Consider the following 25,965-nt stretch of genomic DNA (forward strand, 5'->3'; position numbering starts at 1 on the left):
TCCCTTTAACCCATGGCCACGCCTTGGTTGTTCACGATTGGACATGCCTTTGGCTTGCTCTCATCGTCTTTTCACGTTCTCGTGAGGAGATACTGGGTTCAAAAACACCCTCTCTCAATCAGAGTCAAGGAACAACAGACGAGTTCTCTTCTCTGTTGGTCCTATCAACCCCATGGCCACCTTTCTTGATGAGCTGCTACTAGGAGGCAAGGCGAAAGCCGAAGGCCCTGGTGTGCTGCGTCAGGCCATCGCTCAAGAGAGTGGTCGCAGCTGGGAACCCCACTACGCCTTCTTGGAGGGTGACAGTGAGCCAGATGAGGTGCCAGCGAAGGCATCACAAGCGCTCAAACAGGCAAAGGTAGAGGCCAAGCCCACTCAAGTTTTTCGAGAGCTCAATGGTTTTTCAGTTGAGCTCACGGGCCAAGAGGCCGATCAGCTGCGGCGAGTGCCCACGGTCCAGAGCGTGGAGCTGGATCAGCCTCTTCCACTCACACCGCCGGTCAGTGCTCGCCCTATTAACCAGACGAGCACCCGCGACTTTGTTCCTGTAGTTGATCCGGATGGATCTGAAGTGCGTCTGGATGACGTGATTACTGGAGAGGTTTTCTCCTCTTTAGATAACACCTTCGAGCTTCAAGATCAGGCTGAACTGGCTGCCCTGCCTGTTTATAACAACGGCATCGCTAGCACTGGTGAAGTCCTTCCCTATGGCGTTCAAGCGGTTTGGGATGGGCAAGATGTTTCCAAGCAAGGCAATGTTGGCACTGGCACGTATGCCTTTGTGATTGATTCAGGGGTGCTGGATACAACCGGTGATCTTCTTGTTAACAAAGCTTGGTCAAAGAGTTGGATTAGTGGTGAGTCAGCTTTCACTGATGGCAATGGTCATGGAACCCATGTGGCTGGAACCATTGCTGCCTTAGCCAATGGAGTGGGTGTTGTTGGTGTTGCGCCTGGGGCTGAAGTGATTTCGCTCAAGGTTTTTAATAGCTCGGGTGGTGGAGCGAGCTACAGCACCATCATTAGTGCTATTAATCATGCTGTTGGTGTCATTAATACCAATGGCTTAGATAAATCCAAGGCTGTCATTAACATGAGCTTGGGTGGTGGATTTAGCTCAGGTTTAGATGCTGCTGTGAAGAATGCTGCCTCCCAAGGCATTCAATTTGCGATTGCAGCTGGTAATAGCGGCGACGATGCTGATTACTACTCGCCAGCTGCTGCTGGTGATCACTCCAATGTCTACACCGTTTCGGCAGTTGATAATCAATACCGAATGTCGTCTTGGTCCAACTGGGATGATCCGAGTGGTGGGGATGATGTTGATGTTGCTGCACCTGGTGTCAGCATTCTTTCCTACTACCAAGGAGGTGGTCTTGCTTATTTGAGTGGCACTTCCATGGCAGCGCCCCATGTAGCGGGTGCTCTGTTAATGGGCGGTGTGGTCGCAGGTGATGATGTCGTAGCTAATTGGGCTGGTAATCCCGATCCTTTTGCATTAGTCGCTGACAGTCAGACGCCATCTCCACCCATAGAGGTTCCAGCATCTGGTCTGAAGGATGACTTTGCTGATGGAGAGACGTCTGACTTCTGGAAGTCGATCAGTCTTGGCTCAGTCAATAGCAATTTTACGGGCCGTAGTGAATCGCTTTTCTTTTCAGGTGATGGAACTCGATCGGCGACCACGAAAGCCATTGACTTAGATCAGGGGGCGACGGTTAGTTTTGATCTTATTTACGGAGATGATTTTAATGGTGGTGAAGAGGTTGATCCTGGAGAAGAAGTTGTTCTTGAGTATTCTACTGATGGACGTAGTTGGAATGAGCTGAAAAGCTATTCCATTACCTCCACTTCTCAGGTATGGGGAACATATGTTGCTGAGCTTTCAGCATCAGTAGCCACTGATTCCACCCAGTTCCGTTGGAGACAGTTGAGTAGTTCGGGTGGTAGTTGGGACGAGTGGGCGATTGATAATCTCACGATTTATGACAGCAGTAAACTAAGGTTTTCAGTAGTAAAGGGTAAATATTTTTATGGGAATGGAGACTACTACACCTTTTCAGGTGCCATCAGTAGTCGCTTTGGCGGTGGAAATTATGAGGTAAATCAAATTGTCAGAGCAGGTGATTCAGCCAATGATTCATTCGATAAAACTTTCAATGAGCTTGGCCAGGCAGGATATTATCTTATCACTGATGCAGCAAATATCTATGGCAATAAAGCAGATTCCATTTTAATCGGCGATTATTTTGATTCAGAAGTTGGAATTCTTTGCACGCCTTCTTCGTCTACTTTTGGCACTAAAGGATTAGGTTCTGAGTCTGGATTTCTGACTTCTCACAAGAGTGCTGATTTTGACTTCTTTAATAGCTATTATGAAGCCGACTACCAAGATTCTTATTGGTCAATATCTGGTCAATATTTTTATGAAAACGGCGACACATACAGGGTTAGTGGTCACATAGACAATAAATTTGCAATTTCAGGTTTTAGCGCAGGCACTAAATTATACCTCTACTATATTGATAATTCTTTTAAGTTGTCTGATGTGAAACTGAGCTTTGATCCTCTTGGTTATTATTTGTTAGATTTTGCTTCTCATGAAATCGGCAAAACTAGTCAAGGAGTTGTGGTAAATAGCTATTTTGATTCTGAGGTGTCTTTGGATATAAATCCATACTCTGTTCAGCCCGGATATTTTGGTCTTGGCTCTGAAAGTGGATATCTCTCAGATAAGTTAATCGATGGACTTGATTCCTTTAGTCCTGTCAATGAAGCCGTTGTATATTCCCTTGCTGAACAAACAGGGAGTACTTCGCTTTTCAAATCATATGGTGGTTATGCCTACGCTAAAATTGATTCAGACCCGGTATCAATTGTGACATATATGGGTGAACAATTTGGTGACAAAACATGGCCAGGATGGGAAATTGTTGCAGCTGACGTAATATCAGGTGTTAACACAACAGTATGGCAGAATGGCTCAGGAGATCTCTGGCTTGGGGGTCATGATAGTCATTGGAGATATACACATTCGCCTGGAGAGGCTCGAGATGGTTCAACAAGCTTCAGTGAAATAGAGAAGAATTTTAATCAAGACTTTAATGGCGATAACTTTATTGGCATGTCATTAAATACGATCGAGTCGTATGGCAGCACTGAACTTTTTAAAGATAGCGAAGGTTATGGTTATGCGAAAATTGATGGTCAAGACTTCCAGTCTATTACTTATTTAGGATCAAAATTTGGTGACAAAACATGGCCTGGATGGGAAATTGTTGCAGCTGACGTAATATCAGGTGTTAATACAACAGTATGGCAGAACGGCTCAGGAGATCTTTGGCTTGGGGGTCATGATAGTCAGTGGAGATATACACATTCACCTGCAGAGGCTCGAGATGGTTCAACAAGCTTCAGTGAAATAGAGAAGAATTTTAATCAAGACTTTAATGGCGATAACTTAATTGGTATGTCGTTAAATACGATCGAGTCGTATGGCAGCACTGAACTTTTTAAAGATAGTGAAGGTTATGGTTATGCGAAGATTGATGGCCAAGACGTCCAGTCTATTACTTATTTAGGATCAAAATTTGGTGACAAAACATGGCCTGGATGGGAAATCGTTGCAGCTGACGTAATATCAGGCGTTAACACAACAGTATGGCAGAACGGCTCAGGAGATCTTTGGCTTGGGGGTCATGATAGTCAGTGGAGATATACACATTCGCCTGGAGAGGCTCTAGTTGGTTCAAAAAGCTTCAATGAAATAGAAAGAAATTTTGGCCAACAGTTTTGATTTTTTACATACTTTCAAATAAACGCATACACTGAATTAATCATTTATAGTTAAGCTAAATTAATTATTTTATACCAAATCTACCTATATTACTGGCGTTAGCTTAGTGTAGTATTTGACGTGTAAGCGCTTACCCAGCTATATCTTCTTCTTGCAGCAATAACAAATTGGTGCTTTGATTGTTTTTTAGGTAAATTGTAAATAAATATATATTAAACTTTTTATTCTGCTATTTAATTATTTTATTTCAACCAGTTCGGTTTGTTGATGGAATCCCATCACCCTTTGCGTCGACGCAATTCATCGAGCTCCTGCTCGGCTTCAAAACGTCTCCAGGCGTCCTCCAGGTCGGCAGCAGTGCCTGTTCTTGATTTCGGTGGTTGTTTGGCTGCGGCAAGGTCTTGCTTCAGTTGTTTCGCTTCCTCCCCCAGTGAGGCCAGGGCCTGCCACTGGGCCCGCCCTTGTCCCATCAAATGGCTGAGATGGGTTTCGGCGCGGCCGGCCAGATCATCCGCGCCGGCCATGCGTGCTCGCTTGACCCGCTCGCTCCAAGCACTGATGTCTTTGGAAAGCTTCAGTAGGCGTTGGCGAAGGTCTTGGGCTTCTTGATCGATGCTGAGCAGGCGGTGGTGTTTGCGCCGTTGCTGCTCATTCCAATGCTCCTGATCTAGCAGCTCTTTTTGATTGGGGTGGTCGCTTAGGAAGCGATCAAATTGCAGCTCAAGTTCTTGCTCTAGCCGTTGCCACCAGCTGCTCTCCATGACTCAGCTTTGCGGAGGTTCCGGGGCCTTGGTGATGAGGGGCGCTTCGATCTCCTCTTGTAGTGGGGCAATGGCTCCTTCGCGGGAGCGCAGCAGCAATTGGGTCAGCCTGGCCACAGCCCCTTCCCCCATGTCGTTGCTGCCAATGGCATCAAAAGCCCGCCGGTAGACGCCTTCAAGTTCTTCGATCAAGGATTCGCGCATGCGGCGAACGGCGGCCCGTTGTTCTTCGCGTCCCATGGCTTAGGCGTTCATGCGGGCATCATCGCCCTGAGTGAGCAGGTGCAGGCTGAAGTGATCGTCAGCGTCACTCCAGCGCTGGGAACCTTGCCATCCCGCTTGCGCAGCAAGAGCCAGAAAATCAGACGGCGCGTACTTGTAGCTGTATTCGGTGATGAGCGCTTCACCAGCGGCAAACGGAATGCGTGAAGCGCCGATGGTCCAGGTTTGCGGGCTGTTGGCCACCAGTGTCATGGCAATGCGCTGGTGTTTTGGCTCCCAAGCGGCTTGGTATGTGAAGGGCTCAGGGTCCAGTTCGATTGCCAAATCGCGTTGCAGCCTGAGCAGAAGATTTTTGGCGAAAGCGGCTGAGACTCCTGCGTTGTCGTCGTAGGCCGCTTCCAGCAGTGATGGCTCCCTGGGTTGATCAATGCCGATCAACAGTTGAGCGTTCTCTCCCAGCAGTTGGCGAATTCTCTGCAGGAAGTTGATCGCTGCATCGGGTTCAAAGTTGCCTAACGAGCTACCGGGAAAAAATCCCACCATCGGCTTGCTTTGCCATGCCTTGGGCAACGGCAGTTCCAACGGTTGGCTGTAGTCGGCGCAGATCCCCAGCATGGGAATGCTCGGGTGACGCTCTTGCAAGCGAGTGCCAGCTTCCTGCAGGTGCTCAGCACTGATGTCGATGGCCAGATAGCTGGGCTTGTCCATTGCACCGAGCAATGGCGACACCTTTTCAGCACTGCCGGCGCCAAATTCCACGACGAGGGCTTCAGCCGGTAGTGCCTCCGCGATCGCTTGAGCTTGCGAGCCTATTAGCTCTTTCTCAAGTCGGGTAAGGGTGTATTCCGGTTGCTGGCAAATGGCATCAAAAAGGGCTGAGCCTTGGCGGTCGTAAAGCAGCCAGGCCGGCAGTTGCTTGGGGGTGCGTTTGAGCCCGTCGATGACCGCTTTGCTCACATCAGTGGGGGCTGGATGCAGATCAAGGAGCTCAAAGTGTTGAGCGGTGGCGTGGGGGCTCATCAGCGGTCCACCGCCAGGCGGATTCCAGCGGCCTGCCAGCGGCACTGGGGCCCAAAGAAGTTGCGGTAGCTGAGCCGCCCGTGGCCAGCTGGCGTCAGAAAAGAGCTGCCGCGCAGCACCATTTGACTGCTCATGAATTTGCCGTTGTATTCACCAACAGCCCCCGCCGCCGGCTTGAAACCGCGATAGGGGGTGTAAGGGCTCGCAGTCCACTGCCAGAGGCTGTCAAACCAATCCGCCGCGGCGGCGGGATATTGCCTCGCGGCTTGCTCCCATTCCGCTTCGGTCGGGAGCCGCGCACCAGCCCAGCGGGCATAGGCATCCGCTTCAAACCAACTCAGATGCCGCACTGGGGCTTCGGCTTCCCGCGATTGCAATCCGCGCAGGCTGAATTCCATCCCATCAGCGCGCCAGTAGCGGGGAGCTGCCCAGCCGTTCTCTTGCACCAAGCTCCAGCCCTCAGACATCCACAGATGTGGTTTTTGGTAGCCACCAGCAGCCATGAAGGCTTCAAACTCCGCATTGGTGACCAAGCGATCAGCCAGCGCACAGGCATCCAGCCAAACGGTTTGCCGAGGCGTTTCGTTGTCGAAATGGAATACGGAATCGCCCGGTTCAACACCAATGCTGATCAGACCACTCTCTAACTCCAACCAATGGCCGCTGCGCCCCTGAGCCGGGGGTGCTGGGGCATCAGGGGCGTAGCTGGGAGCCAGTGGATTGCGGCTGAAGCCATCGAGAAGATCCATCAACAACAGCTCTTGGTGCTGCTGTTCGTGCTGCAAGCCCAACTCCAGTAGTTGAGCTTGCTCATGATTCATGCCTTCCAGCAGCCAGCTTTGCAGCTCCTGATCCACCCGCTCACGCCATTGCAACACCTCAGCGATGGTGGGCCGGCTGAGCAGGCCCCGCTGGGGCCTGGGATGGCGAGGACCTGCCGCTTCGTAATAGGAGTTGAACAACACACCCCAGCCCTCTGGCAGCGGCTGCCAGTTGGGCCGGTTGGGCTGCAGGAGGAAGGTGTCAAAAAACCAGGTGGTGTGGGCCAGGTGCCACTTGGGGGGGCTGGCATCGGCCATGCCCTGGAGCATCAGATCTTCTGGCTCCAGCGGTGCCACCAGATCAATGCTGCGGTCGCGGATCGCGCTCAAGCGCTCGAGCACCGGCGCTGGGGAGTGTCGGATCATCCGCAGGGCGCCCGGTGGCGGGACCCTAGCCTGCGCAAACGCAGTCGACAGCAGGATGGGGATCACGCGCGGATTCGTTGGAGCGGTGGGCAACACCCCGCTGATTCGCCTGGAGCATCTCAGCGAGCGCACCGGCTGTGAAATCCTCGGCAAGGCTGAGTTCATGAACCCCGGCGGTTCGGTCAAAGACCGTGCTGCACTGGGAATTCTTTTGGCTGCCGAAGCTAGTGGTGAGCTCAAAGCAGGCGGCACCGTTGTCGAGGGCACGGCCGGTAACACCGGCATCGGCCTGGCGCACCTCTGCAATGCCCGCGGCTACCGCTGCGTGATCGTGATCCCAGAAACGCAGTCGGCCGAAAAGATCGAGCTGCTGCGCAGCCTTGGGGCTGAAGTGCGCACGGTGCCTGCCGTGCCGTACCGGGATCCCAACAATTACGTGAAACTCTCAGGCCGGATCGCTGAGGAGATTCCGGGTGCGGTTTGGGCCAATCAATTTGATAACCGCGCCAACCGTCAGGCCCATGCCGACACCACCGGTCCGGAAATCTGGCAGCAATGCGAAGCCCGGCTGGATGGCTGGGTGGCTGCAACAGGCACTGGCGGCACCTACGCGGGTGTGGCGCTTTATCTCAAGCAGCAATCCGGTGCCGTCCGCTGCGTGTTGGCCGATCCCCATGGCAGCGCCCTGCACAGCTGGGCCAGCACCGGGGAATTGGCCAGTGAAGGGTCCTCGGTGACCGAGGGCATTGGCAACAGCCGCATCACCGCCAATTTGGAGGGGGCTCCCGTCGATGAGGCGATCCGCATCGATGATCAGACCGCCATTGACGTGCTTTACGACCTCCTTTGGCATGAAGGTCTGTTCCTGGGTGGATCGGTTGGGATCAATGTGGCCGCGGCTGTTGAGTTGGCCAGGCGCTTAGGCCCTGGACATCGCATCGTCACGGTGTTGTGTGATGGCGGTGATCGCTATCGCTCCCGCATTTGGAATAAGGAGTGGTTGCAAAGCCGGGGGCTGCGCCAGCCAGAGCGGCAGCAACTCGGTAGCGTCGCTTAAGAGCCAGAAGAGTGGCCGTGCCGACCCCTGCTGAGGCCGCCAGTGGAGCCTTGCTCGAGCGCCGTTATCGCCTCGATGAGGTTCTCAGCGAGGCTGAGGGCACGCGCCTCTGGCGCGGCGCCGACACGTTGGTGGGTGAGTTGTCCGTGGCCATTCGCGCCTGGTGGGGGCTCACGGATGAAGAGTTAGCGGCCTTGCAGCAGCGCTTGGAGCGGCTCAAGGCCGTGCTGCATCCCCAAATTCCCCGCTTAGGGGAGCAGTTGCCTGCCGAGGGTGGTTGCTGGCAGGTGCGCGAATGGATTAATGGGCGCACCTATCAAGACCTGCTGCAGGCCCGCCAAGAGCGGCAGCTTGTCTTTGGCTCTGGGGAGGTGCTGCTGCTGCTGCGGCAGTTGCTGCCTGCCTTAGCTGCTCTGCATGGGCAGAACCTGGTGCATGGCGATCTGACCCTCGCCAATTTGGTCCGCCGCGATAGCGATGGACTGCCGGTGCTGATTGATTTCGGCCTGCAAGCCGCCGTCGTTGGCCAACCTCTGACTGCTGCCACAGCGGGCTATGCCCCACCCCAGGCCAGGCACGAGCCCTATGGGCTGTGGATGGACCTCTACAGCCTCGGTGTTGTGGCCCTCGTGCTGCTTAGTGGTGAAGAGCCAGCAGCCTTAATGGATCCCGTGTCGCTGGCCTGGCGCTGGCCGGAAGGGATTGATCTGGATGCTGCGTTTCGCCAGGTGCTGGAGCGGCTGCTGGCAACAAGCCCTGATCAGCGTTTCCACTCAGCGGCTGAGGTGGCTGAGGCGTTAACCGCTCTGCCGGTTCCTGAGAGCACCGGGCCGGTGAGCCGCTCGGATCGCACAGCTGTGTTGCTGCCGCAGCTCAAGCCAGAGCAGCCAGTAGAGGCATCTCCTGCCCCTTCCTCCACGCGTCCAACCCGCGATGAGCGCCGGCGCGCCAAAGAACAAGCCGCGGAAGGTCGTTTTTGGCCTGTGGTGATTGCCCTGCTCTTGGCAGCGTTGGTGGGCTCAGCTTTGGGTTGGCTGCTGCTGGGCCGTAACCGCCAGAGCAACCGCCCGGCTACAGCGCTTGCACCAGAACTCAGCTTGCCGCCAGCCGAGTTGGATCAACGCCAGCAATTGCTCAACCGCCTCAAGGCGTTGCAGGTCGATCAGACCTGGTTTCTCAAGTTGGTGGATAGCAGCCTCGCGGCTCAGTTCCCGGAGCGGGGTGGGCGAGCACCCACCGACTCCTTGGAGGATGCGCCGTTGCGCAAAATTTGGAATGACTTGGCTCAGGAGTGGCTCGTGCGCGTTGAGCAGCTTCCTGTTCCCCTGCGCCAACGCCTGGGCAGTTACACAGCAGCTGATTGGAAGGAACGTGAGAAATCCCTCACCAAAGAGGGACTGAGTCCATTGGTGCTGAGGCAGTTGGTCAGCAGCAGCGCTCAGAACCTGCTGCCGGGCCGCAATCCAGAGACGATTCCTGCTGAGCCTGTGCGGCAGATCTGGTATGCCGCTGCTCTGCGCAGCTTGGAAGGCCTCAAGGTGGAGCAGCTCAAGCCTGTCTTGAACGTGCCGAGTTCACTGAGCACCTCCGTTGATGGGCAAGGGGCGAAGTTGATCGCCATCACCCTGCCCAAAAACCACCGCTTGGTGCTGGGGGTCAATGGCACGCCATTGATGCAGATGAGCCTCTTTGCCGCCAATGGCAAGGTGCTGGAGCCGCGGGGCCCATTGCGGGTGCTCAGCGTGGCCCGGGTGGAGAACTCCCCGGTGCAATTATTGATTCGCAACGATGGCCTTGCCCCTGGCTTGATCAGCCTCTCGGTGCGGGTGGATCCGCCCTTGCCGAAGCCTGCGCGCGAGCCCCAACGGCCTCGCCAGCAGCAACCTTTAGCTCAGCCGCCCAACCAGCCTCAGCCCCAAACTCCCGAGCAGGATTCGGTGCTTGATGAGATCAAGCAGCCCACGGTTGATCCCTTTGGGAATTAGAGGCGTTTGAGGGCGGAGCGCAGATCCTTCTGGTCTTGCTTGCGGCGTTCTTCCTGGCGTTTGTCATGGAGCTTTCGCCCTTTGCCCAGGCCAATGGTGAGCTTGATCCAGCTGCCTTTTAGGTGAATGTTCAAAGGGATCAAGGTGAGCCCTTTGGTGTCGAGCTGCCCCCTGAGTTTGTCGATCTCGCGGCGATGGGCCAGCAGCCTGCGCACCCGCAGCGGCTCATGGTTGAAATAGCGGCTGGCCTGCTCATGGCCGGCAATGTGCACGTTGTGCAGTTGCAGCTGCCCCTGGCGGATCAGGCAGAAGCCGTCGCGCAGGTTGGCCTTGCCGGCGCGGATGGCCTTTACCTCCGTTCCCAGCAGTTCAATGCCGGTTTCCAGGGTGTCGAGGATTTCGTACTGATGACGGGCCTGGCGGTTGTCCGCCAGCAGCTTCTGCGCTTCAAGGCGCTTTTTGGCTGCCGCTCTTGCTCCTTTGCCCTTGCCGGCCACGCCCTCGCCCTTTTCATTTCATGCTGACGCATGGATTGTCCGTAACCTCGAGCCATGGCAATTCAGTCCTCCAGCAGCGGCAGCAAGCCACCAGCGCCCAAGCGTCTGGTGGCCCCAGAGGCCACGGCTGCTGAGGGTGATGGCGGCCGTGATGAAGGTTTGAGGCCCCGCCGCTTGGCTGATTACATCGGTCAGAGCGAGCTCAAGCAGGTGCTGGGGATTGCTGTTGAGGCCACCCGCCTGCGCAACGATGCGCTCGACCATGTGCTGCTTTATGGCCCACCGGGTCTGGGCAAAACCACCATGGCGTTGGTGCTTGCCGAAGAGCTGGGTGTGTCCTGCCGCATCGCTAGTGCGCCAGCCCTTGAACGTCCGCGCGACATCGTTGGCCTGTTGATGAATCTGCAGCCCCACGAGCTGCTGTTTATTGATGAAATTCACCGGCTGAACCGGGTGGCGGAAGAGCTGCTCTATCCAGCGATGGAGGATTTTCGCCTTGATCTCACCGTGGGCGCTGGTCCAGCGGCCCGCACCCGCAGCTTGGAGCTTCCGCCGTTCACTTTGGTGGGGGCGACCACCAAAGCCGGGTCTTTGAGCTCACCCTTGCGGGATCGTTTTGGCTTGATTCAGCGGCTGGAGTTCTACAGCTGCAGTGATCTCGAAGCGATCGTGTCCCGCTCGGCCCAACTGCTGCGGTTGGAGTTAGCGGCTGAGGCCGCCGCTGAAATTGCCCGGCGCTGCCGGGGCACCCCGCGGATCGCCAATCGCCTGCTGCGGCGTGTGCGGGATTTCGCCAGCGTTCGCGGGATTGCCTCTGTGGAAGCACCAGTGGTGGTGGAAGCCTTGGCGATGCACCGGGTGGATGGCCGCGGCCTCGATCCCTCCGACCGCCGTTTGCTCAGCCTGCTTGAGACCAGCTACGGCGGTGGTCCAGCGGGCCTCGATACCCTGGCAGCAGCGTTGGGTGAAGACCCCGACACGCTGGAAGCTGTGGTGGAGCCGTTTCTGTTGCAACTTGGTTTTCTGCAGCGCACCCCTCGCGGGCGTGTGTTGACCGACGCCGGCAGGGCCCATTTGGAGGCCGCTTGATGGCTTGGCTGATGCCAACTCTGTTGGCGTTGCTGTTGGGCACCACCGGGCTGGCCGATCAGTTTCACCAGGCTTTGGAGGCCAGCCAACAGGGACGTTTCGCTGAAGCTCTCGGACTTTGGGATGGCGTGATTGAGCTTGCTCCAGCAGACAGCGCAGCCTGGAGCAACCGCGGCAATGTGCGTTTGGCCTTGGGCGACCCAGAGGGTGCCATTGCCGATCAGACCGAGGCGATCCGCTTGGAACCTGAGGCGATCGACCCCCATCTCAATCGCGGCACCGCTGAAGAAGCCCTAGCCCAATGGGATCAAGCAGCAGCGGATTACAACTGGATTTTGGAGCGTCAGCCCGATGAGGCAGCCGCCCTTTACAACCTGGGCAATGTGGCCGGAAGCCTTGGGGATTGGCCTGTCGCACGGGAGCGCTTTGAAGCGGCATCGCTTGCTCAGCCAGGGATGGCCATGGCGCGCTCTAGTGCTGCTTTGGCAGCCTTTCAAATCGATGAGCTGGAGATATCAGAGAAGGAATTGCGTCGGTTGATTCGCCGTTACCCCCTGTTTGCGGATGCCCGCGCAGCCTTAACAGCCTTGCTTTGGGAGCAAGGCAACGCTGGTGAGGCCGAGAGCCATTGGGCCGCAGCTTCAGGATTGGATGAGCGCTACAGCGATCCGCAGTGGTTGCTGCAGGTGCGCCGCTGGCCGCCTGAGCCAGTGAGCGCATTGCAGCGGTTTTTGGCTCTCGATGGGGGCCAGGCATGAACGATCAGGCCGCCCTGCTGGAGATCCGACGCTATCTGCATGCCCATCCGGAGTTGAGCGGCCATGAACAGCGCACTGCGGCGTTGGTGGCTGGTGAATTGCGTCAACTCGGCTGGCAAGTGCGTGAAGGTGTGGGCCGCACCGGCGTGGTGGCCGAATTGGGCCCCGAGAATGGCCCCGTGATCGGCCTGCGTGTTGATCTCGATGCGTTGCCGATCGAAGAGCGCACGGGCCTGCCCTTTGCCTCCAAAGAGCTGGGCTTGATGCATGCCTGCGGCCACGATCTGCACACCTGTGTGGGCCTTGGTGTGGCCATGGCCTTGGCGCGTGACCCGCGTCCGTTGCCGGGCCGGGTGCGGCTGCTGTTTCAGCCCGCCGAAGAAACTGCGGAAGGCGCCCGGTGGCTCGTGGAGGCTGGTGCCGTGGATGGCCTGAGCGGCCTCTATGGGGTGCATGTGTTTCCGAGCATTCCTGTGGGGAGCATTGGCGTGCGCCATGGCTCCTTAACGGCCGCGGCGGCGGAGTTGGAGGTGGAGGTGCTGGGGGAATCAGGCCATGGGGCCCGGCCCCATCAGTCGGTGGATGCGATCTGGATTGCGGCCCGGCTGATCAGTGGCTTGCAGGAGGCGATCAGCCGCCGGCTTGATGCGCTGCAACCGGTGGTGCTGAGCTTTGGGCGGATTGAAGGGGGCCGCGCTTTCAATGTGATTGCTGATCGCGTCAAGTTGCTTGGCACCCTGCGCTGTTTGGACACAGCCCTCTACGAGGAGCTGCCTGCGTGGGTGGAAAGCACAGCGCAGCAGATCTGCCGTGCTTACGGCGGTGAGGCCACGGTGCGGTTTCGCGGCATCGCCCCACCGGTTCAGAACGACTTGGAGCTCACGCGCTTGTTGGAGCAGGTGGCCCTCGAGCAGTTAGGGCGTGAGCGGGTGCTCGAGCTCGAGCAGCCCAGCCTTGGAGCCGAAGACTTTGCCCACTATTTGGGCCATGTTCCCGGGTGCATGTTCCGTCTTGGTGTGGCGGGGCCCGAGGGCTGCGCGCCTTTGCATAACGGAGCGTTTAACCCTGAGGAGGCCTGTTTGCCGTTGGCGGTTGAGCTGCTTTCGGCAACATTGCGCCGCTGGTTGGAGCAGCATTGCCAGCAGAGCGGAGCTGCGCTGTGAACTCACGCCTGCTGTTGGCGTTGGCCACACCTCTATTGGTGTTGTTGGCCCTATTAGGGCTCTTTGGCGTGGGCCAGCGGCAGGGTGCTGAGCGTTTGCAGGCTCTGCCTGCGGTTTTGATTGGTTCGGGGCTGCTGGTGGCTGGATCTGCTGGCTATGGTCGCCGCCGGCGCCAGCTGCTGCGCGCCTTACGCGAGCGCGAGCCAACGCCATGAGCACCGAAGCCCAACAACCCAGTGGCATGGATTTGCCGGCGATTGAGGCGGCCATCACCAGTGGCGACACGACCTTGCGGATGCGTGCGATTACGGCGATGCAGCCGTTTGAACCTCAAGAGTGTGTGCCGCTTTTGCTGCAATGCCTGGATGACGACGCTTTTGTGGTGCGCTCCTTGGCCTGCATGGGATTGGGCTACAAGCGCAACCCCCAGGGGCTGCAGGCCCTGCTGAAGGTGATGCAAGCCGAGAGCGATCACAACGTTCGCGCTGAAGCGGCTAACGCTGTTGCCCGTCATGGCGGCGAGCAGGCCCTCCAGGCGCTGTTGGATCTCTATGCCCGCGACGACCACTGGCTGGTTCGCACCAGCATCCTGGCGGCGATGGCCGCTGAAGATGATATGCCCATGGAGCCTCTGCAGCAGTTGGCCGAGCAAGGCTGCGCTGATGACAACGAGACCGTGCGTGAAGCCGGCCAAGGCTTGAAGTTGCGTTTGCAGCAACGTCGTTTGGAAAAGCTGCTGCCCTAGCGGTCTTGCTAGCTTTTTGGAGTCACTAGGGGTGCCGTCGCCGGATCAACGGCCATGGCTGAGATCACACCCTCCGAACCTGATTCCGGGTTATGCCGGCGCAGGGAAGTGCTGGATGTGCGGCGGCCCCCCTCCCTGTTGAGGAACCTTCGTCATGCGCAGTGCCTGGATTGAGAAGCGCCGCGGCAGTGCCAATGTCAGCCAGCTCCATTACGCCCGCCAGGGTGTAGTTACCGAAGAAATGGCCTATGTGGCCAAACGGGAGAACCTGCCGGAATCGCTGGTGATGGAGGAGGTGGCTCGGGGTCGCATGATCATCCCGGCCAACATCAACCACACGAATCTGGAGCCGATGGCCATCGGCATCGCCAGCAAGTGCAAGGTGAACGCGAATATCGGCGCATCCCCCAACGCCTCCGATGCCTCAGAAGAGGTGAAGAAGCTGGAGTTGGCAGTGAAGTATGGCGCCGACACCGTGATGGATCTTTCCACCGGTGGCGTGAACCTCGATGAGGTGCGCACGGCGATCATCAACGCATCGCCAGTGCCGATTGGCACTGTGCCTGTGTATCAGGCCCTCGAGAGCGTGCATGGCTCGATCGAGCGCCTCTCCGAAGATGATTTCCTCCACATCATCGAGAAGCATTGCCAGCAGGGCGTTGATTACCAAACCATCCACGCCGGCCTGCTGATTGAGCACCTGCCCAAGGTCAAGGGCCGGCTCACCGGGATTGTGAGCCGCGGCGGCGGCATCTTGGCCCAGTGGATGCTGTATCACCACAAGCAAAACCCTCTTTACACCCGCTTTGAAGACATCTGCGAGATCTTCAAGCGCTACGACTGCACCTTCTCTTTAGGCGACTCCTTGCGGCCTGGCTGCCAGCACGATGCCTCTGACGATGCCCAGCTGGCTGAACTCAAGACCTTGGGCGAACTCACCCGCCGCGCTTGGAAGCATGACGTTCAGGTGATGGTGGAAGGCCCTGGGCACGTGCCCATGGACCAGATCGAGTTCAACGTCAAAAAGCAGATGGAGGAGTGCAGCGAAGCCCCCTTCTATGTGCTGGGTCCTCTGGTCACTGACATCGCCCCTGGTTACGACCACATCACCAGTGCCATTGGTGCTGCGATGGCTGGCTGGCATGGCACCGCCATGCTCTGCTACGTCACCCCCAAAGAGCACTTGGGTCTGCCGAACGCAGAAGATGTGCGCGAGGGCCTAATCGCCTACAAGATTGCTGCCCACGCGGCTGATATCGCCCGCCACCGTCCTGGTGCCCGTGATCGCGACGATGAGCTCAGCCGGGCGCGGTATGCCTTCGATTGGAATAAGCAGTTTGAGCTGTCTCTCGATCCTGAGCGGGCCAAGGAGTATCACGATGAAACCCTGCCAGCTGACATCTACAAGCAGGCTGAGTTTTGCTCCATGTGTGGGCCCAAGCACTGCCCGATGCAGACCAAGATCACTGATAAAGACCTCGAGGGTCTGGAAGAAGTGCTCAAGGCCAAAGGCGGGGCTGAGCTGAGCACGGCCAAGCTCGATCGGGCCGACTGAGCCTTTTTCACTCAGCGCATAGGCACAAAAAAAGCCCCCCATTTGGGGGGCTTTTGTTTGGCTATTGGAGGCTCAACCCAGCAGAGCTTTGGACTTGGCCACCACGTTCTCAACGGTGAAGCCAAATTCCTTCATGCAGGTGCCGCCAGGAGCAGAAGCGCCGAAGCGGTTCATGGTGACGCTGTCACCATCCAGGCCGATGAAGCGGTGCCAGCCGAAGGCCTCGGCGGCTTCCACCACGATGCGCTTGCGAATGGCAGAAGGCAGAACCTGCTCTTTGTAGGCATCGCTCTGCTCATCGAACAGCTCCACGCAGGGCATGGAGACCACACGCACCTTCTTCCCCTCAGCGGTGAGCAGTTTGGCGGCTTGGACGCAGAGGTCAAGCTCGGTGCCGGTGCCGATCAGGATCAGCTCAGGGATGCCGTCACAGTCCTCAAGGATGTAGCCGCCATGGGCGACTTTCTCGATCGAGGAGTTGGCCTGGTTGGCCATGCCTTGGCGGCTAAGGCACAAAGCGCTGGGGCGATGCCGGTTCTCGATGGCCAGCTTGTAGGCACCGCTGGTTTCGTTGCCATCACCAGGACGGAACACCAGCATGTTGGGGATAGCCCGCAGCGAGGGAATGGTCTCGATTGGCTGGTGGGTTGGGCCGTCTTCACCAACGCCAATGGAGTCGTGGGTGAGCACATAGATCACACCCAGCTCGCTGAGGGCTGACAGGCGCATCGAACCGCGCATGTAGTCGGCAAACACCAGGAAGGTGCCGCCGTAGGGGATCAAACCACTGTTGTGATAAGCGATGCCGTTCAGCACAGCCGCCATGGCGTGCTCGCGTACACCGAAGTGCAGGTAGCGCTTTTCAGGGGTTTCCGGCTGGAAGGAGCCGGTTTCCCCCTTGATGTCGGTGTAGTTGGAGTGGGTGAGGTCAGCGGAGCCACCGATCAGCTCAGGCAGGTTGGGGCCGAGAGCACCCAGACAGATCTGGGAGTGCTTGCGGGTCGCCAGACCCTTGTCATCGGCGGTGTAGGTGGGCAGATCCTTGTCCCATCCCTGGGGCAGTTCATTGCGCAGCATGCGCTCGAATTCAGCGGCTTCGCTGGGGTACTTGCTCCGGTAGCCGGCCAGGGCCTGATTCCACTCAGCCTCGAGGCTGGAGCCACGCTCGATGGCCTGGCGGTATTGGTCGTAGGCCTCCTGGGGCACCTCAAAGGGGCCGTAATCCCAGCCCAGTTGCTGGCGGGTCAGAGCGGCTTCTTCTTCACCCAGGGGAGCGCCGTGCACACCGGCGGTGTCGCTCTTGTTGGGCGAGCCGTAGCCGATGGTGGTGGTCACCTTGATGATCGAAGGCTTGTCGGTGACAGCCTTGGCCGCCTCGATGGCCTTGGCGATGGCATTCACATCTGTGTTGCCGTCAGCCACGTGCTGCACATGCCAGCCGTAGGCCTCGTAGCGCTTGAGCACGTCTTCGGTGAAGGAGACGTTGGTGCGCCCGTCAATGGTGATGTGGTTGTCGTCGTAGAGGGCAATCAGCTTGCCCAGCTTGAGGTGGCCGGCCAAGGAGCAGGCCTCCGAGGCCACACCTTCTTGGTTACAGCCATCGCCCATGATCACGTAGGTGTAGTGATCGACGACCTTGGCGTCAGGCTTGTTGAACTTGGCAGCCAAGTGAGCCTCGGCAATCGCCAGGCCAACAGCGTTGGAGATACCGGCACCCAGAGGGCCGGTGGTTACCTCAATGCCGGGGGTTTCAAAGGTCTCGGGGTGACCAGGTGTTTTGGAGCCCCACTGGCGGAACTGCTTGATGTCTTCGATCGTGACCGAGTCGTAGCCGGTCAGGTGCAGCAAGGCGTAGAGCAGCATGCAGCCGTGGCCCGCTGAGAGCACGAAACGGTCGCGGTTGAACCATTTCGGGTTCTTGGGGTTGTGCTTGAGGAACTTGTCCCAGAGGGTGTAGCCCATGGGTGCACAGCCCATTGGCAGACCGGGGTGGCCGCTATTGGACTTGTTGACCGCATCGACCGCCAGCATGCGAATGCTGTTGATGCAGAGGGTGTCGAGCGAAACAGGTGCAGCGACCATGGGGATCTCGTAGGGGAGGTAAGGGGACCCCGTCACGCGTAGCGACGGAAAGCGAGGCAGACGTTGTGACCGCCGAATCCAAATGAATTGGAGAGGGCCGTAGAGATTATCTGCTCACGTGCCTGATTTGGAACGACATCCAGATCACAGGCGGGATCGGGATTTTGGTGGTTGATGGTGGGAGGCACCACACCGTTCTGCAGTGCTAGCACCGCAGCGACGGCTTCGATGCCACCGCTGCCACCCAGCAGGTGACCAGTCATGGACTTGGTGGAGCTCACCGGGATGGCCATGGCCCGTTCGCCCAGGGCGGTTTTGATGGCAGCGGTTTCGTTGCTGTCGTTGGCTGGGGTGCTGGTGCCGTGGGCATTGACGTAATCAATGTCATCGGTCTTCAGCCCTGCATCGCTGAGAGCGAGGCTCATGGCTCTGGCGCCGCCCAAGCCACCCGGGATGGGTGAGGTGATGTGGTGGGCATCACAGGTCATCCCGTAGCCGACCACCTCGCCAAGGATCTCAGCACCACGGGCTTGGGCATGGTCGAGGGTTTCCAGCACCAAAATGCCGGCGCCCTCACCAATCACGAAGCCATCACGCTCAGCGTCAAAGGGACGGCTGGCCGTAGCTGGATCGTCGTTGCGGAACGAGAGCGCTTTGGCGCTGGCAAAGCCAGCAACCCCAAGCGGTGTAATCGCTGATTCAGCGCCTCCGCAGACCATGGCGTCGGCATGGCCTTGCTGCAGTAAGCGGAAGGCATCACCAATGGCGTTGGATCCAGCGGCGCAGGCGGTGGCGACAGCTGAACTGGGCCCTTGAGCCCCCAGGGCGATGGCCGCCAGGCCGGCGGCCATGTTGGGGATCATCATCGGCACCGTGAACGGGCTCACGCGCCCTGGCCCCTTGCCCTCGAGAACGTGGGCTTGGGTTTCCATTGTCAGCAAGCCGCCAACGCCAGAGCCGATGATTACGCCGATGCGCTGGCGATTGGCATCGGTGATTTCAAGGCCGCTGTGAGCCAGCGCCTCTTTGGCAGCCACAACGCCGAATTGGCAAAAGCGATCCCAGCGCCTGGTTTCTTTGGGATCAAGCACACCGCTGGGATCGAAGTCCTTCACTTCTGCGGCAAAGCGGCAGGCGTGCTTGGACGCGTCGAACAGGGTGATCGGCGCCACACCATTGGCACCGGACTGCAGCCCGGCCCAATAGGTGGCGACGGTGTTTCCAATGGGTGTCACGGCGCCAAGACCCGTGATCACCACCCGGCGGGACGACTCAGCCATGGTGTTGCAACAAGCAGATCTTTGCGATCAGCCCTTTTTCTCTTGGATGTAGGACACGGCATCACCAACGGTGGCGATTCCTTCAGCGGCCTCATCAGGGATTTCGATATCGAAGGCTTCTTCTAGGGCCATCACCAGCTCGACAGTGTCGAGGGAGTCAGCACCCAGATCGTTCTGAAAGTTGGATTCAGGCTTGACCTCAGCGGCATCGACGCTGAGCTGCTCAGCCACGATTGAACGAACCTTCTCGAGAATTTCCTGGGACATGGCCTGGGCTTCTTGGCGCCGAGCATCTTACGGGCCAGCCCCAAACGCGTTAACAACGATGACGGGCTTGACGTTCAAGCGGTCGGACGGCAGGAGCGCGGGTACCTTGGCGAAACGGTTCTCTTATGGCCAGGGCATGTCCCATTCCGTCAAGATCTACGACACCTGCATCGGTTGCACCCAGTGCGTTCGTGCCTGCCCTCTCGATGTTCTCGAGATGGTGCCTTGGGATGGCTGTAAGGCTGGCCAGATCGCTTCGTCCCCTCGCACGGAAGATTGCGTGGGCTGTAAGCGCTGTGAAACGGCTTGCCCAACGGACTTCCTCAGCATCCGCGTCTATCTGGGCGATGAAACCACCCGCTCGATGGGTCTGGCTTACTGATTTCAAGGGTTTTCATCCCTATGCTCTGCCCGGCCCTGCCGGGCTTTTTTATTGATCAGGAGTAGGCGCGGATGTGCGGCATCGTTGCGGTCATTGGCACCCGTGATGCAGCTCCGTTGCTCTTGGATGGCCTGCGGCAACTGGAGTATCGCGGCTACGATTCAGCCGGGATCGCCACGGTTCATGGCGGTCAGCTGAGCCACCTGCGCGCTGAAGGCAAGCTCATCAACCTCACCCAGCGTTTTGAAGCCAGTGGCGCTGCAGGCTCTTGCGGCATCGGCCATACCCGTTGGGCCACCCACGGCAAGCCCGAGGAGCGCAACGCTCACCCCCACCTGGATGGTTCCGGTGAGTTGGCGGTGGTTCAAAACGGCATCATCGAAAACCACCGCAGCCTCAGAGAGCGTCTGGCAGCAGGCGGGGCGGCCTTTCAATCCGATACCGACACTGAGGTCATTCCTCACCTCGTTTCACAAGAGTTAAAAGGTCTGCTATCAGCAGGATCCCCCGCTGATGGCGCCACCTTGCTCAAGGCCGTTCAACAGGCCTTGCCTCAGCTCGATGGTGCCTACGCCTTGGCTGTGGTTTGGGCCCAGTGCCCCGATGCCTTGGTGGTGGCTCGCCGGCAGGCGCCCTTGTTGATCGGCTTTGGTGAAGGTGAATTTCTTTGCGCCAGCGACACACCCGCGCTGGCCGGTGTGACTCGCACCATCCTTCCTTTGGAAGATGGGGAAGTGGCCCTCTTGGGGCCTTTGGGCATTGAGCTCTACAACGAAGCCGGTGATCGGCAGCAGCGACCGCCAACCCAGTTGCAGGGCACCGACCACGTGGCGGATAAGCGCAGCTTCCGCCACTTCATGCTCAAGGAGATCCATGAGCAGCCCGAAACCGCAGCCCGTTGGTTGCTGCGCCATTTGCCGGAGGGCGGCCCCAATGATCCCTTGGTGGCGTTGCCGATTGAGCGCAGCCTGCTCGAGGGTGTGCATCGCATTCAGATCTTGGCTTGCGGCACCAGCCGCCATGCCGCTCTGGTGGGGGCCCATCTGTTGGAGCAGCTTGCTGGAATTCCCACCAGCGTTCATTACGCCAGTGAATTCCGCTACTCACCTCCTCCGTTGGCGCCCCACACCCTCACCATTGGTGTGACTCAGTCAGGAGAGACCGCTGACACCTTGGCGGCCTTGGCCATGGAGCAGCAGCGTTGCGCTGTGCATGGCGATCCCGCTTACGCAGCGCGCCTGCTAGGCATCACCAACCGCACCGAAAGCTCCTTGGGCCGCTTGGTGCCCCAACTCATCGACATCGCTGCTGGCGTTGAAGTGGGTGTGGCAGCGACTAAAACCTTCCTGGGTCAGTTGCTGGCGTTCTATGGCTTGGCCATCCAGCTCACGGATTTGCGTGGTGCGCGATCCCGTGAGCAACTGCATCCCCTGTTGGCTGAATTGCGGGTGCTTCCGGCGCAGCTGCAGACTTTGATCGACCGGCTAGACCTGCGTTGCGCCGAGCTGGCCCATGCCTTTGCCGACACGCGCACCGTCATCTACTTAGGCCGCGGCATCAACTACCCCATCGCTTTGGAAGGCGCCCTCAAGCTCAAGGAGATCAGCTACATCCATGCCGAGGGGTATCCCGCCGGTGAGATGAAGCACGGCCCGATTGCTTTGCTTGACGCTGACGTGCCCGTGGTGAGTGTTGCCATGCCTGGGCCGGTGTTCGACAAGGTGCTCAGTAATGCCCAAGAAGCCAAGGCCAGAGACGCGCGCCTGATTGGGGTGGCCCCGGAATGCCCCGACACAGAGATCTTCGATGAGTTGCTGCCTGTTCCAGCGGTGGATGAGTTGCTCTCGCCGCTGCTCACGCTGATTCCGATGCAGCTGCTCAGTTATCACATCGCTGCCAGGCGCGGGCTTGATGTGGATCAACCCCGCAATTTGGCCAAGAGCGTCACGGTGGAGTGAGCCTTGGGCTCAGCCATCCAGCAGTCCTTTGGGGGGAGTGATCAGTAGCCAGCCCTCTTCCAGTTCCACCTGAGGAACGATCGCCTCGACAAAGGGAACGAGACAGCGGCGACCATCGGCCTTCAGCTCAATCTCAAGCAGATCATTGCCGCCGTGGTGGAGATCCACGACAAAACCAATGGGGTCGGACTCAGTTTCAAGACGCACGGACAAGCCCTGCAGGTCCCTCACATGGAACTCGCCGTCTTCCAGTTCTGGGATGTCGTCGGCGGTGACAAGGAATTCCTGTTGTACCAAGCTTTCTGCTGCGGTGCGGTCATTGATGCCTTCAAAGCGCACCACAAAAAGCTCTTTGCCCGGTAGTTGGCGGCCGCTCAGCAGTTGCACCTCTTGCTCGTTATGGCCCCGGCGGCGCAGCCAACGGCTGCCGGGTTCTGTGAAGCGCTGCGGGAAATCACTGGCCGGCAGGATGCGCACTTCGCCCTTGAGCCCTTGGGCTGCCACCACCTGGCCCACAACTAAGAACTCCTCTTCCATCGCCGCTTAGCCTGAAGCCCCTCCAAGTTGTGGTGATGATTCTCCCTGGCAGCACCGTGCGGGTGAGTGATGGCCGCTCGATCTACAACGGCTACCAGGGCTTTGTGCAGCGCATCAGCGGTGATAGGGCTGCGGTGCTGTTCGAAGGCGGTAACTGGGACAAGCTTGTGACGTTGCCGCTTAAGACCCTGACCGAGGTTTGAGCTGTTCGAGGGCCTCGCGTGCGGCATCTTGTTCGGCAAGGCGGCGTGAAGGACCCCAGCCATAGCCTTTTTCTTTGGCGTTGACGCTCACCACGCTGCGAAAGCGTCTCTGATCGCCGTGGTTGGTGTTTTCTTCTGTTGTGGTGTAGCTCGGCAGCCCGGCTTGTTGGGCTTGGGTGAGTTCTTGCAGGGCGGATTTCCAGTTGTGGCGGTGCGGATCCTCCGCAAGCTCTAGGCAGCTGCGCTGCCAGTGCGGATCCAGCCACTGGCGCACGGCATGCAGTCCGCCATCGGCACCGCCCCAGGCCAAATACACAGCACCAATTAATGCTTCGCAGCATTCAGCACGCACAGTTGATCGAGCTGTGGTGTCTTTTTCTGTGGCTGTTCCCTGTTGGATCAGCTCATCGAGGTCTAGTTCAGCAGCGAGCGCAGCTAGCCAGCGGTCGCTTACCAGCTGCGCTCGCCATTTAGATCTTTCTCCTACGGATAATGTGTTGTCATATTCTTCTAAGAACATTGAACACGCCAGCCTCAAAACCGCATCGCCAAGAAATTCTAACTCTTCATGATTACTTTTACTACTTATACTGCTGTGCGTAAGTGCTTTGCTTATTAAGGATAGATCTGCTTCATCTGCTTGATCCAAGGAGAGGCTTATTTTTTTGGCCAGGTCCTTGATCTTGAACGTAGCTCTCATAAGTGATGAATCTAAGTTTTTTAAATCTTATTCGTTTTGGACTCTGCCTAGAAATTCCTCAAATGAAGGTAACATGCTTATCGCTGCCTCGGAAGTAATGTGGTCTGAGTCTCTAAAGAGGACTGTTCCATCCTTTTTAATGTTGGAACATTGTTCCTGATTTCTTGGGCATAATTCTCTAAATGCATCAAATATATAGACTGTATTTGGATGCATTGCTTTTAGTTTTCTTTGCTGAGTAATAATATGTTCAAAATATCGCTCATAAAAATCTCTGCTGATAATTTTATTGCAGTCTTTGTTGGAATTTTCGAATGGTCTAAACCAGGTTTTGTAACAATGTCTGTTGGGGGCTATGCCTTCAAAAAATGGAATAGGACTAAACAAAATTAGCTTCGCATTTTTTGCCTCTGCAAATCTTGCCATCTCTACTTCTGCCTTCAGTTCAAATTCACCATTGACTTGGTAATTCATGAAATTTTTTACTACTACTAAATAATCTCCTTCTTGGATTTCCTTGCTGTATTTGCTGAGTGGTTTGAGCAGAAAATCATTCTTATTTGATTCGTCTACACCCTCAATAGAGAAACCCCGCGCATGGAGTTTAATGCCAGCATTGCTTTTGTAATTTAATGCTTCAGCCAAGGCTCCAATTGAACCAGCATGACTGTCCCCAAAAATGTATAAAGTGTTGTTATTAACACTTGGCAATACTAAAGAGTGATAGTTCTTATTGTTTTTTAAGACCGAATCTGGCCCTGCAAAAAGAGCTGATTTATTCAATCCCATAGCTACTATTAGCGCAGAAGATATGGTGATTAGAAGAGCGCCATTGACATAAGCTCTAAAGCTTGAACTTCTTTTACCACGATACTTTTTTTCAATGTATTTGTATGATAGATGGCTAATTAATAGAATTAATAAAATCAAAAAAGGCGTTGTTAAAAGATTAATGCCCGTTGTCCATTTGCCTATAACAATTACTGGCCAATGCCAGAGGTATAAAGAGTAGGAGGTGATGCCGAGGTAAATTGAAAATTTATTTGTCAATACCGAGTTTACAAAGCGATTATTTGCAGAGCCGGAGATTAATATTAAGGTTAAGATCACGGCTGCTAATGTCGAGAGTAATATGTAACCTCTAGGTAGAAATACAATAAAAACTAATCCGCAAAGGGCAATTGTAGAAATAGCTTTGTTTTTGAATAATTCAGATTTATTCGACTTTTGTTGGCTAATAAACAGGATACAGCCAACAGATATTTCCCAAAATCTGGCAGGCATCAAAAAGTATCCCGAAATATTGTTGCTAATGTTAAGAACAACAAATGCTGCGAATGACAATAGGGTAAGACACATTAATGCTAGCTTAAATATGCGGCCGGATGTGCTTATTTTTTGATTTTTGACTGCGAAGAGTAATATTAAGGGGTAAAATAGATAATATTGCTCCTCTACACCAAGCGACCATGTTTGCAGAAATGGATTGTAGTCTGCAGATTGCGCAAAGTAATCCGTGGAGTTGATTATCAAAAATATGTTTGATGCACCTACAAGTGAAGACAGCCCAGTCATTAGGTATCTCGATGGGCTTGGGTTTACCATGCAAATAATCAGGCTTGTAACTACAACACAAGCCACTAATGCTGGGAGAATTCTTTGGATCCTTCTCTTGAAAAAATCGCCGACAAATTGTCTGTATCTTCCCTGATTTTGCCTCTTCGCAATAGACATTGTGATCACATATCCTGATATCACAAAAAACATATCCACACCAAGGAAGCCGCTTGGTAAAATGTTTTTATTAAAGTGGTTTATAATAACGAAGAGGACTGCAATAGCTCTCAGGCCATCAATTTCTGGCCTGTAACGATAAATTTTTTGTTCCTTGTCCAATTTAATTGCATCCTCTGTGGGGCTAGTCACTATGCAGCCTTTGGTTGATGCCCTTCCCATTATCATGCAGCAAGCTCAATAATTAGTCAAACGCGATGTGTTCTAATTTTTTTATGGGCTCTGGTTAACTTCTTAACCCTATTTTGTTACATTGTCGACGTAGATACGCTGCAAGCGCAGTACGGGCTTCCACGCTTTTGTTATTTCCATTACGGGTTTTGGTCGACCGCTGACTTTTCATTGCTTTGTTTTTGATTGTGCCCGGGTTTCGGAATTAAAGGAAAGCAGGACGTAAGCCGGGTTCTGTTCGCTGGATGATCATCTGTCTGGGACCACCGTTACCGGTGGCCTCGAGCGGCGCGCTGTTGTCGGGACCGGTCAATGGCCAACCATCGTCCCTGGGCCTTGCTCCCGGCCGGGGTTTACCGAGCCAGCACCTCTCGATGCTGCTGGTGCGCTCTTACCGCACCCTTGCACCCTTGCCTGTGCCGGCAAGCCGGCCATCGGCGGTGTGTTTCTGTGGCACTCTCCTCACGGTCACCCGCACTGGGCGTTACCCAGCAAGCCTGGCCATTCGGGAGCCCGGACTTTCCTCAGCCACCACTGCAAGCAGCGGCAACTGCGATCACCTCGCCTGCTTTCCAATTCAAAGCCTAGATCGGTTGCAATACTGAGCTTTCAAGGGGCTGTAGCTCAGCCGGATAGAGCAACGGTTTCCTAAACCGTAGGTCGTGGGTTCGAGTCCCGCCAGCCCCGTGACAAGGCGCTGCCACCTCCACAGGTGGTGCCCTGTTGAAACCTTGCCCCTGTCGCTAGCGTTTAAGC

At 56.4% G+C, this 25,965-nt stretch carries 23 protein-coding genes, 1 tRNA gene, 1 other RNA gene and 1 riboswitch; of the genes, 13 read left to right on the plus strand and 12 right to left on the minus strand.

Annotated features, from left to right (window positions below; all coding sequences use genetic code 11):
- The first annotated feature begins 172 nt into the window (after positions 1-172).
- A complete protein-coding gene (locus tag SynMINOS11_RS00585) occupies positions 173-3,796 on the plus strand; it encodes a S8 family serine peptidase (protein WP_186549113.1) in 3,624 nt (1,207 codons plus the stop codon).
- A gap of 278 nt (positions 3,797-4,074) precedes the next feature.
- Here the strand turns inward: SynMINOS11_RS00585 and SynMINOS11_RS00590 are convergent, their stop codons facing one another.
- The 4 genes from SynMINOS11_RS00590 to egtB are packed head-to-tail and all read right to left on the minus strand — an operon-like array spanning position 4,075 to position 6,986.
- The gene (locus tag SynMINOS11_RS00590) at positions 4,075-4,557 is read right to left on the minus strand and encodes a hercynine metabolism protein (protein WP_186549115.1); all 483 of its coding nucleotides are present in this window, start codon (positions 4,555-4,557) and stop codon (positions 4,075-4,077) included.
- 3 nt (positions 4,558-4,560) lie between these two features.
- Positions 4,561-4,797: a hercynine metabolism small protein gene (locus tag SynMINOS11_RS00595; RefSeq protein ID WP_186549117.1), complete on the minus strand. Its 237-nt coding sequence runs from the start codon at positions 4,795-4,797 to the stop codon at positions 4,561-4,563.
- A gap of 3 nt (positions 4,798-4,800) precedes the next feature.
- Positions 4,801-5,799 (minus strand): L-histidine N(alpha)-methyltransferase, encoded by a 999-nt coding sequence (egtD, locus tag SynMINOS11_RS00600; protein ID WP_186549118.1) that lies wholly within the window; start codon positions 5,797-5,799, stop codon positions 4,801-4,803.
- Positions 5,799-6,986, minus strand: a complete 1,188-nt coding sequence (gene egtB / locus SynMINOS11_RS00605; RefSeq protein ID WP_186549120.1) for an ergothioneine biosynthesis protein EgtB — start codon at positions 6,984-6,986, stop codon at positions 5,799-5,801. Before egtB ends, egtD begins: the two co-directional genes overlap by 1 nt.
- Positions 6,987-7,041: 55 nt before the next feature.
- Here egtB and SynMINOS11_RS00610 point away from each other — a divergent pair, with 55 nt between their 5' ends.
- Both SynMINOS11_RS00610 and SynMINOS11_RS00615 read left to right on the plus strand, forming a co-directional pair.
- The gene (locus SynMINOS11_RS00610; protein WP_186549122.1) at positions 7,042-8,043 is read left to right on the plus strand and encodes a cysteine synthase A; all 1,002 of its coding nucleotides are present in this window, start codon (positions 7,042-7,044) and stop codon (positions 8,041-8,043) included.
- A 17-nt stretch (positions 8,044-8,060) separates the two neighbouring features.
- Positions 8,061-10,028: a serine/threonine protein kinase gene (locus SynMINOS11_RS00615; RefSeq protein ID WP_255445428.1), complete on the plus strand. Its 1,968-nt coding sequence runs from the start codon at positions 8,061-8,063 to the stop codon at positions 10,026-10,028.
- Here SynMINOS11_RS00615 and smpB read toward each other — a convergent pair.
- Entirely contained in the window at positions 10,025-10,525 is a 501-nt protein-coding gene (smpB, locus tag SynMINOS11_RS00620; protein ID WP_186549126.1) for an SsrA-binding protein SmpB, read from the minus strand. The genes SynMINOS11_RS00615 and smpB overlap by 4 nt on opposite strands.
- Before the next feature lie 54 nt (positions 10,526-10,579).
- Between smpB and ruvB the strand changes: the two genes are divergently transcribed.
- The 6 genes from ruvB (at position 10,580) to thiC (ending at position 15,835) form a co-directional block, all read left to right on the plus strand.
- Entirely contained in the window at positions 10,580-11,614 is a 1,035-nt protein-coding gene (gene ruvB, locus SynMINOS11_RS00625; protein WP_186549128.1) for a Holliday junction branch migration DNA helicase RuvB, read from the plus strand.
- 11 nt (positions 11,615-11,625) lie between these two features.
- Positions 11,626-12,372 (plus strand): tetratricopeptide repeat protein, encoded by a 747-nt coding sequence (locus SynMINOS11_RS00630; RefSeq protein WP_255445429.1) that lies wholly within the window; start codon positions 11,626-11,628, stop codon positions 12,370-12,372.
- Positions 12,369-13,535: an amidohydrolase gene (locus SynMINOS11_RS00635; RefSeq protein WP_186549132.1), complete on the plus strand. Its 1,167-nt coding sequence runs from the start codon at positions 12,369-12,371 to the stop codon at positions 13,533-13,535. The genes SynMINOS11_RS00630 and SynMINOS11_RS00635 overlap by 4 nt, the downstream gene beginning before the upstream one ends.
- Positions 13,532-13,750: a DUF3188 domain-containing protein gene (locus SynMINOS11_RS00640; protein ID WP_011934545.1), complete on the plus strand. Its 219-nt coding sequence runs from the start codon at positions 13,532-13,534 to the stop codon at positions 13,748-13,750. Before SynMINOS11_RS00635 ends, SynMINOS11_RS00640 begins: the two co-directional genes overlap by 4 nt.
- The gene (locus SynMINOS11_RS00645; RefSeq protein ID WP_186549133.1) at positions 13,747-14,280 is read left to right on the plus strand and encodes a HEAT repeat domain-containing protein; all 534 of its coding nucleotides are present in this window, start codon (positions 13,747-13,749) and stop codon (positions 14,278-14,280) included. Before SynMINOS11_RS00640 ends, SynMINOS11_RS00645 begins: the two co-directional genes overlap by 4 nt.
- A 17-nt stretch (positions 14,281-14,297) precedes the next feature.
- A riboswitch (TPP riboswitch) is annotated at positions 14,298-14,404 on the plus strand.
- Between the two features lie 30 nt (positions 14,405-14,434).
- Positions 14,435-15,835, plus strand: coding sequence for a phosphomethylpyrimidine synthase ThiC (thiC, locus tag SynMINOS11_RS00650; RefSeq protein ID WP_186549135.1), 1,401 nt, complete (start codon positions 14,435-14,437; stop codon positions 15,833-15,835).
- 72 nt (positions 15,836-15,907) lie between these two features.
- Here the strand turns inward: thiC and tkt are convergent, their stop codons facing one another.
- The 3 genes from tkt to acpP are packed head-to-tail and all read right to left on the minus strand — an operon-like array spanning position 15,908 to position 19,464.
- A complete protein-coding gene (tkt, locus tag SynMINOS11_RS00655) occupies positions 15,908-17,917 on the minus strand; it encodes a transketolase (RefSeq protein WP_186550603.1) in 2,010 nt (669 codons plus the stop codon).
- 32 nt (positions 17,918-17,949) lie between these two features.
- Positions 17,950-19,197 carry a beta-ketoacyl-ACP synthase II gene (fabF, locus tag SynMINOS11_RS00660; RefSeq protein WP_186549137.1) on the minus strand — a complete coding sequence of 416 codons (1,248 nt, stop codon included), beginning with the start codon at positions 19,195-19,197 and terminating at the stop codon, positions 17,950-17,952.
- 27 nt (positions 19,198-19,224) lie between these two features.
- Complete coding sequence (gene acpP / locus SynMINOS11_RS00665) at positions 19,225-19,464, minus strand: acyl carrier protein (RefSeq protein WP_011934550.1); 240 nt, start codon at positions 19,462-19,464, stop codon at positions 19,225-19,227.
- A 136-nt stretch (positions 19,465-19,600) separates the two neighbouring features.
- Between acpP and psaC the strand changes: the two genes are divergently transcribed.
- Both psaC and glmS read left to right on the plus strand, forming a co-directional pair.
- Complete coding sequence (gene psaC, locus SynMINOS11_RS00670; RefSeq protein ID WP_011934551.1) at positions 19,601-19,846, plus strand: photosystem I iron-sulfur center protein PsaC; 246 nt, start codon at positions 19,601-19,603, stop codon at positions 19,844-19,846.
- A 71-nt stretch (positions 19,847-19,917) separates the two neighbouring features.
- Positions 19,918-21,804 (plus strand): glutamine--fructose-6-phosphate transaminase (isomerizing), encoded by a 1,887-nt coding sequence (gene glmS / locus SynMINOS11_RS00675; protein ID WP_186549139.1) that lies wholly within the window; start codon positions 19,918-19,920, stop codon positions 21,802-21,804.
- 9 nt (positions 21,805-21,813) lie between these two features.
- On the opposite strand, the gene rimM is transcribed toward glmS, so the two are convergent.
- Positions 21,814-22,341 (minus strand): ribosome maturation factor RimM, encoded by a 528-nt coding sequence (gene rimM / locus SynMINOS11_RS00680; RefSeq protein WP_186549141.1) that lies wholly within the window; start codon positions 22,339-22,341, stop codon positions 21,814-21,816.
- A 35-nt stretch (positions 22,342-22,376) separates the two neighbouring features.
- Here rimM and SynMINOS11_RS00685 point away from each other — a divergent pair, with 35 nt between their 5' ends.
- Positions 22,377-22,544: an NAD(P)H dehydrogenase subunit NdhS gene (locus SynMINOS11_RS00685; protein ID WP_083831734.1), complete on the plus strand. Its 168-nt coding sequence runs from the start codon at positions 22,377-22,379 to the stop codon at positions 22,542-22,544.
- On the opposite strand, the gene rnc is transcribed toward SynMINOS11_RS00685, so the two are convergent.
- The 3 genes from rnc to rnpB form a co-directional block, all read right to left on the minus strand.
- Positions 22,522-23,244, minus strand: coding sequence for a ribonuclease III (rnc, locus tag SynMINOS11_RS00690; RefSeq protein WP_186549143.1), 723 nt, complete (start codon positions 23,242-23,244; stop codon positions 22,522-22,524). The two genes, SynMINOS11_RS00685 and rnc, sit on opposite strands and share 23 nt — an antisense overlap.
- Before the next feature lie 27 nt (positions 23,245-23,271).
- Entirely contained in the window at positions 23,272-25,170 is a 1,899-nt protein-coding gene (locus tag SynMINOS11_RS00695; RefSeq protein WP_186549145.1) for an acyltransferase family protein, read from the minus strand.
- Between the two features lie 247 nt (positions 25,171-25,417).
- Positions 25,418-25,781, minus strand: an RNA gene (gene rnpB, locus SynMINOS11_RS00700) — RNase P RNA component class A.
- Between the two features lie 41 nt (positions 25,782-25,822).
- Between rnpB and SynMINOS11_RS00705 the strand changes: the two genes are divergently transcribed.
- Positions 25,823-25,896 (plus strand) — tRNA-Arg (locus SynMINOS11_RS00705).
- Positions 25,897-25,965 lie beyond the last annotated feature (69 nt).

This window comes from Synechococcus sp. Minos11, assembly GCF_014279855.1.
Classification (GTDB): Bacteria; Cyanobacteriota; Cyanobacteriia; order PCC-6307; family Cyanobiaceae; genus RCC307.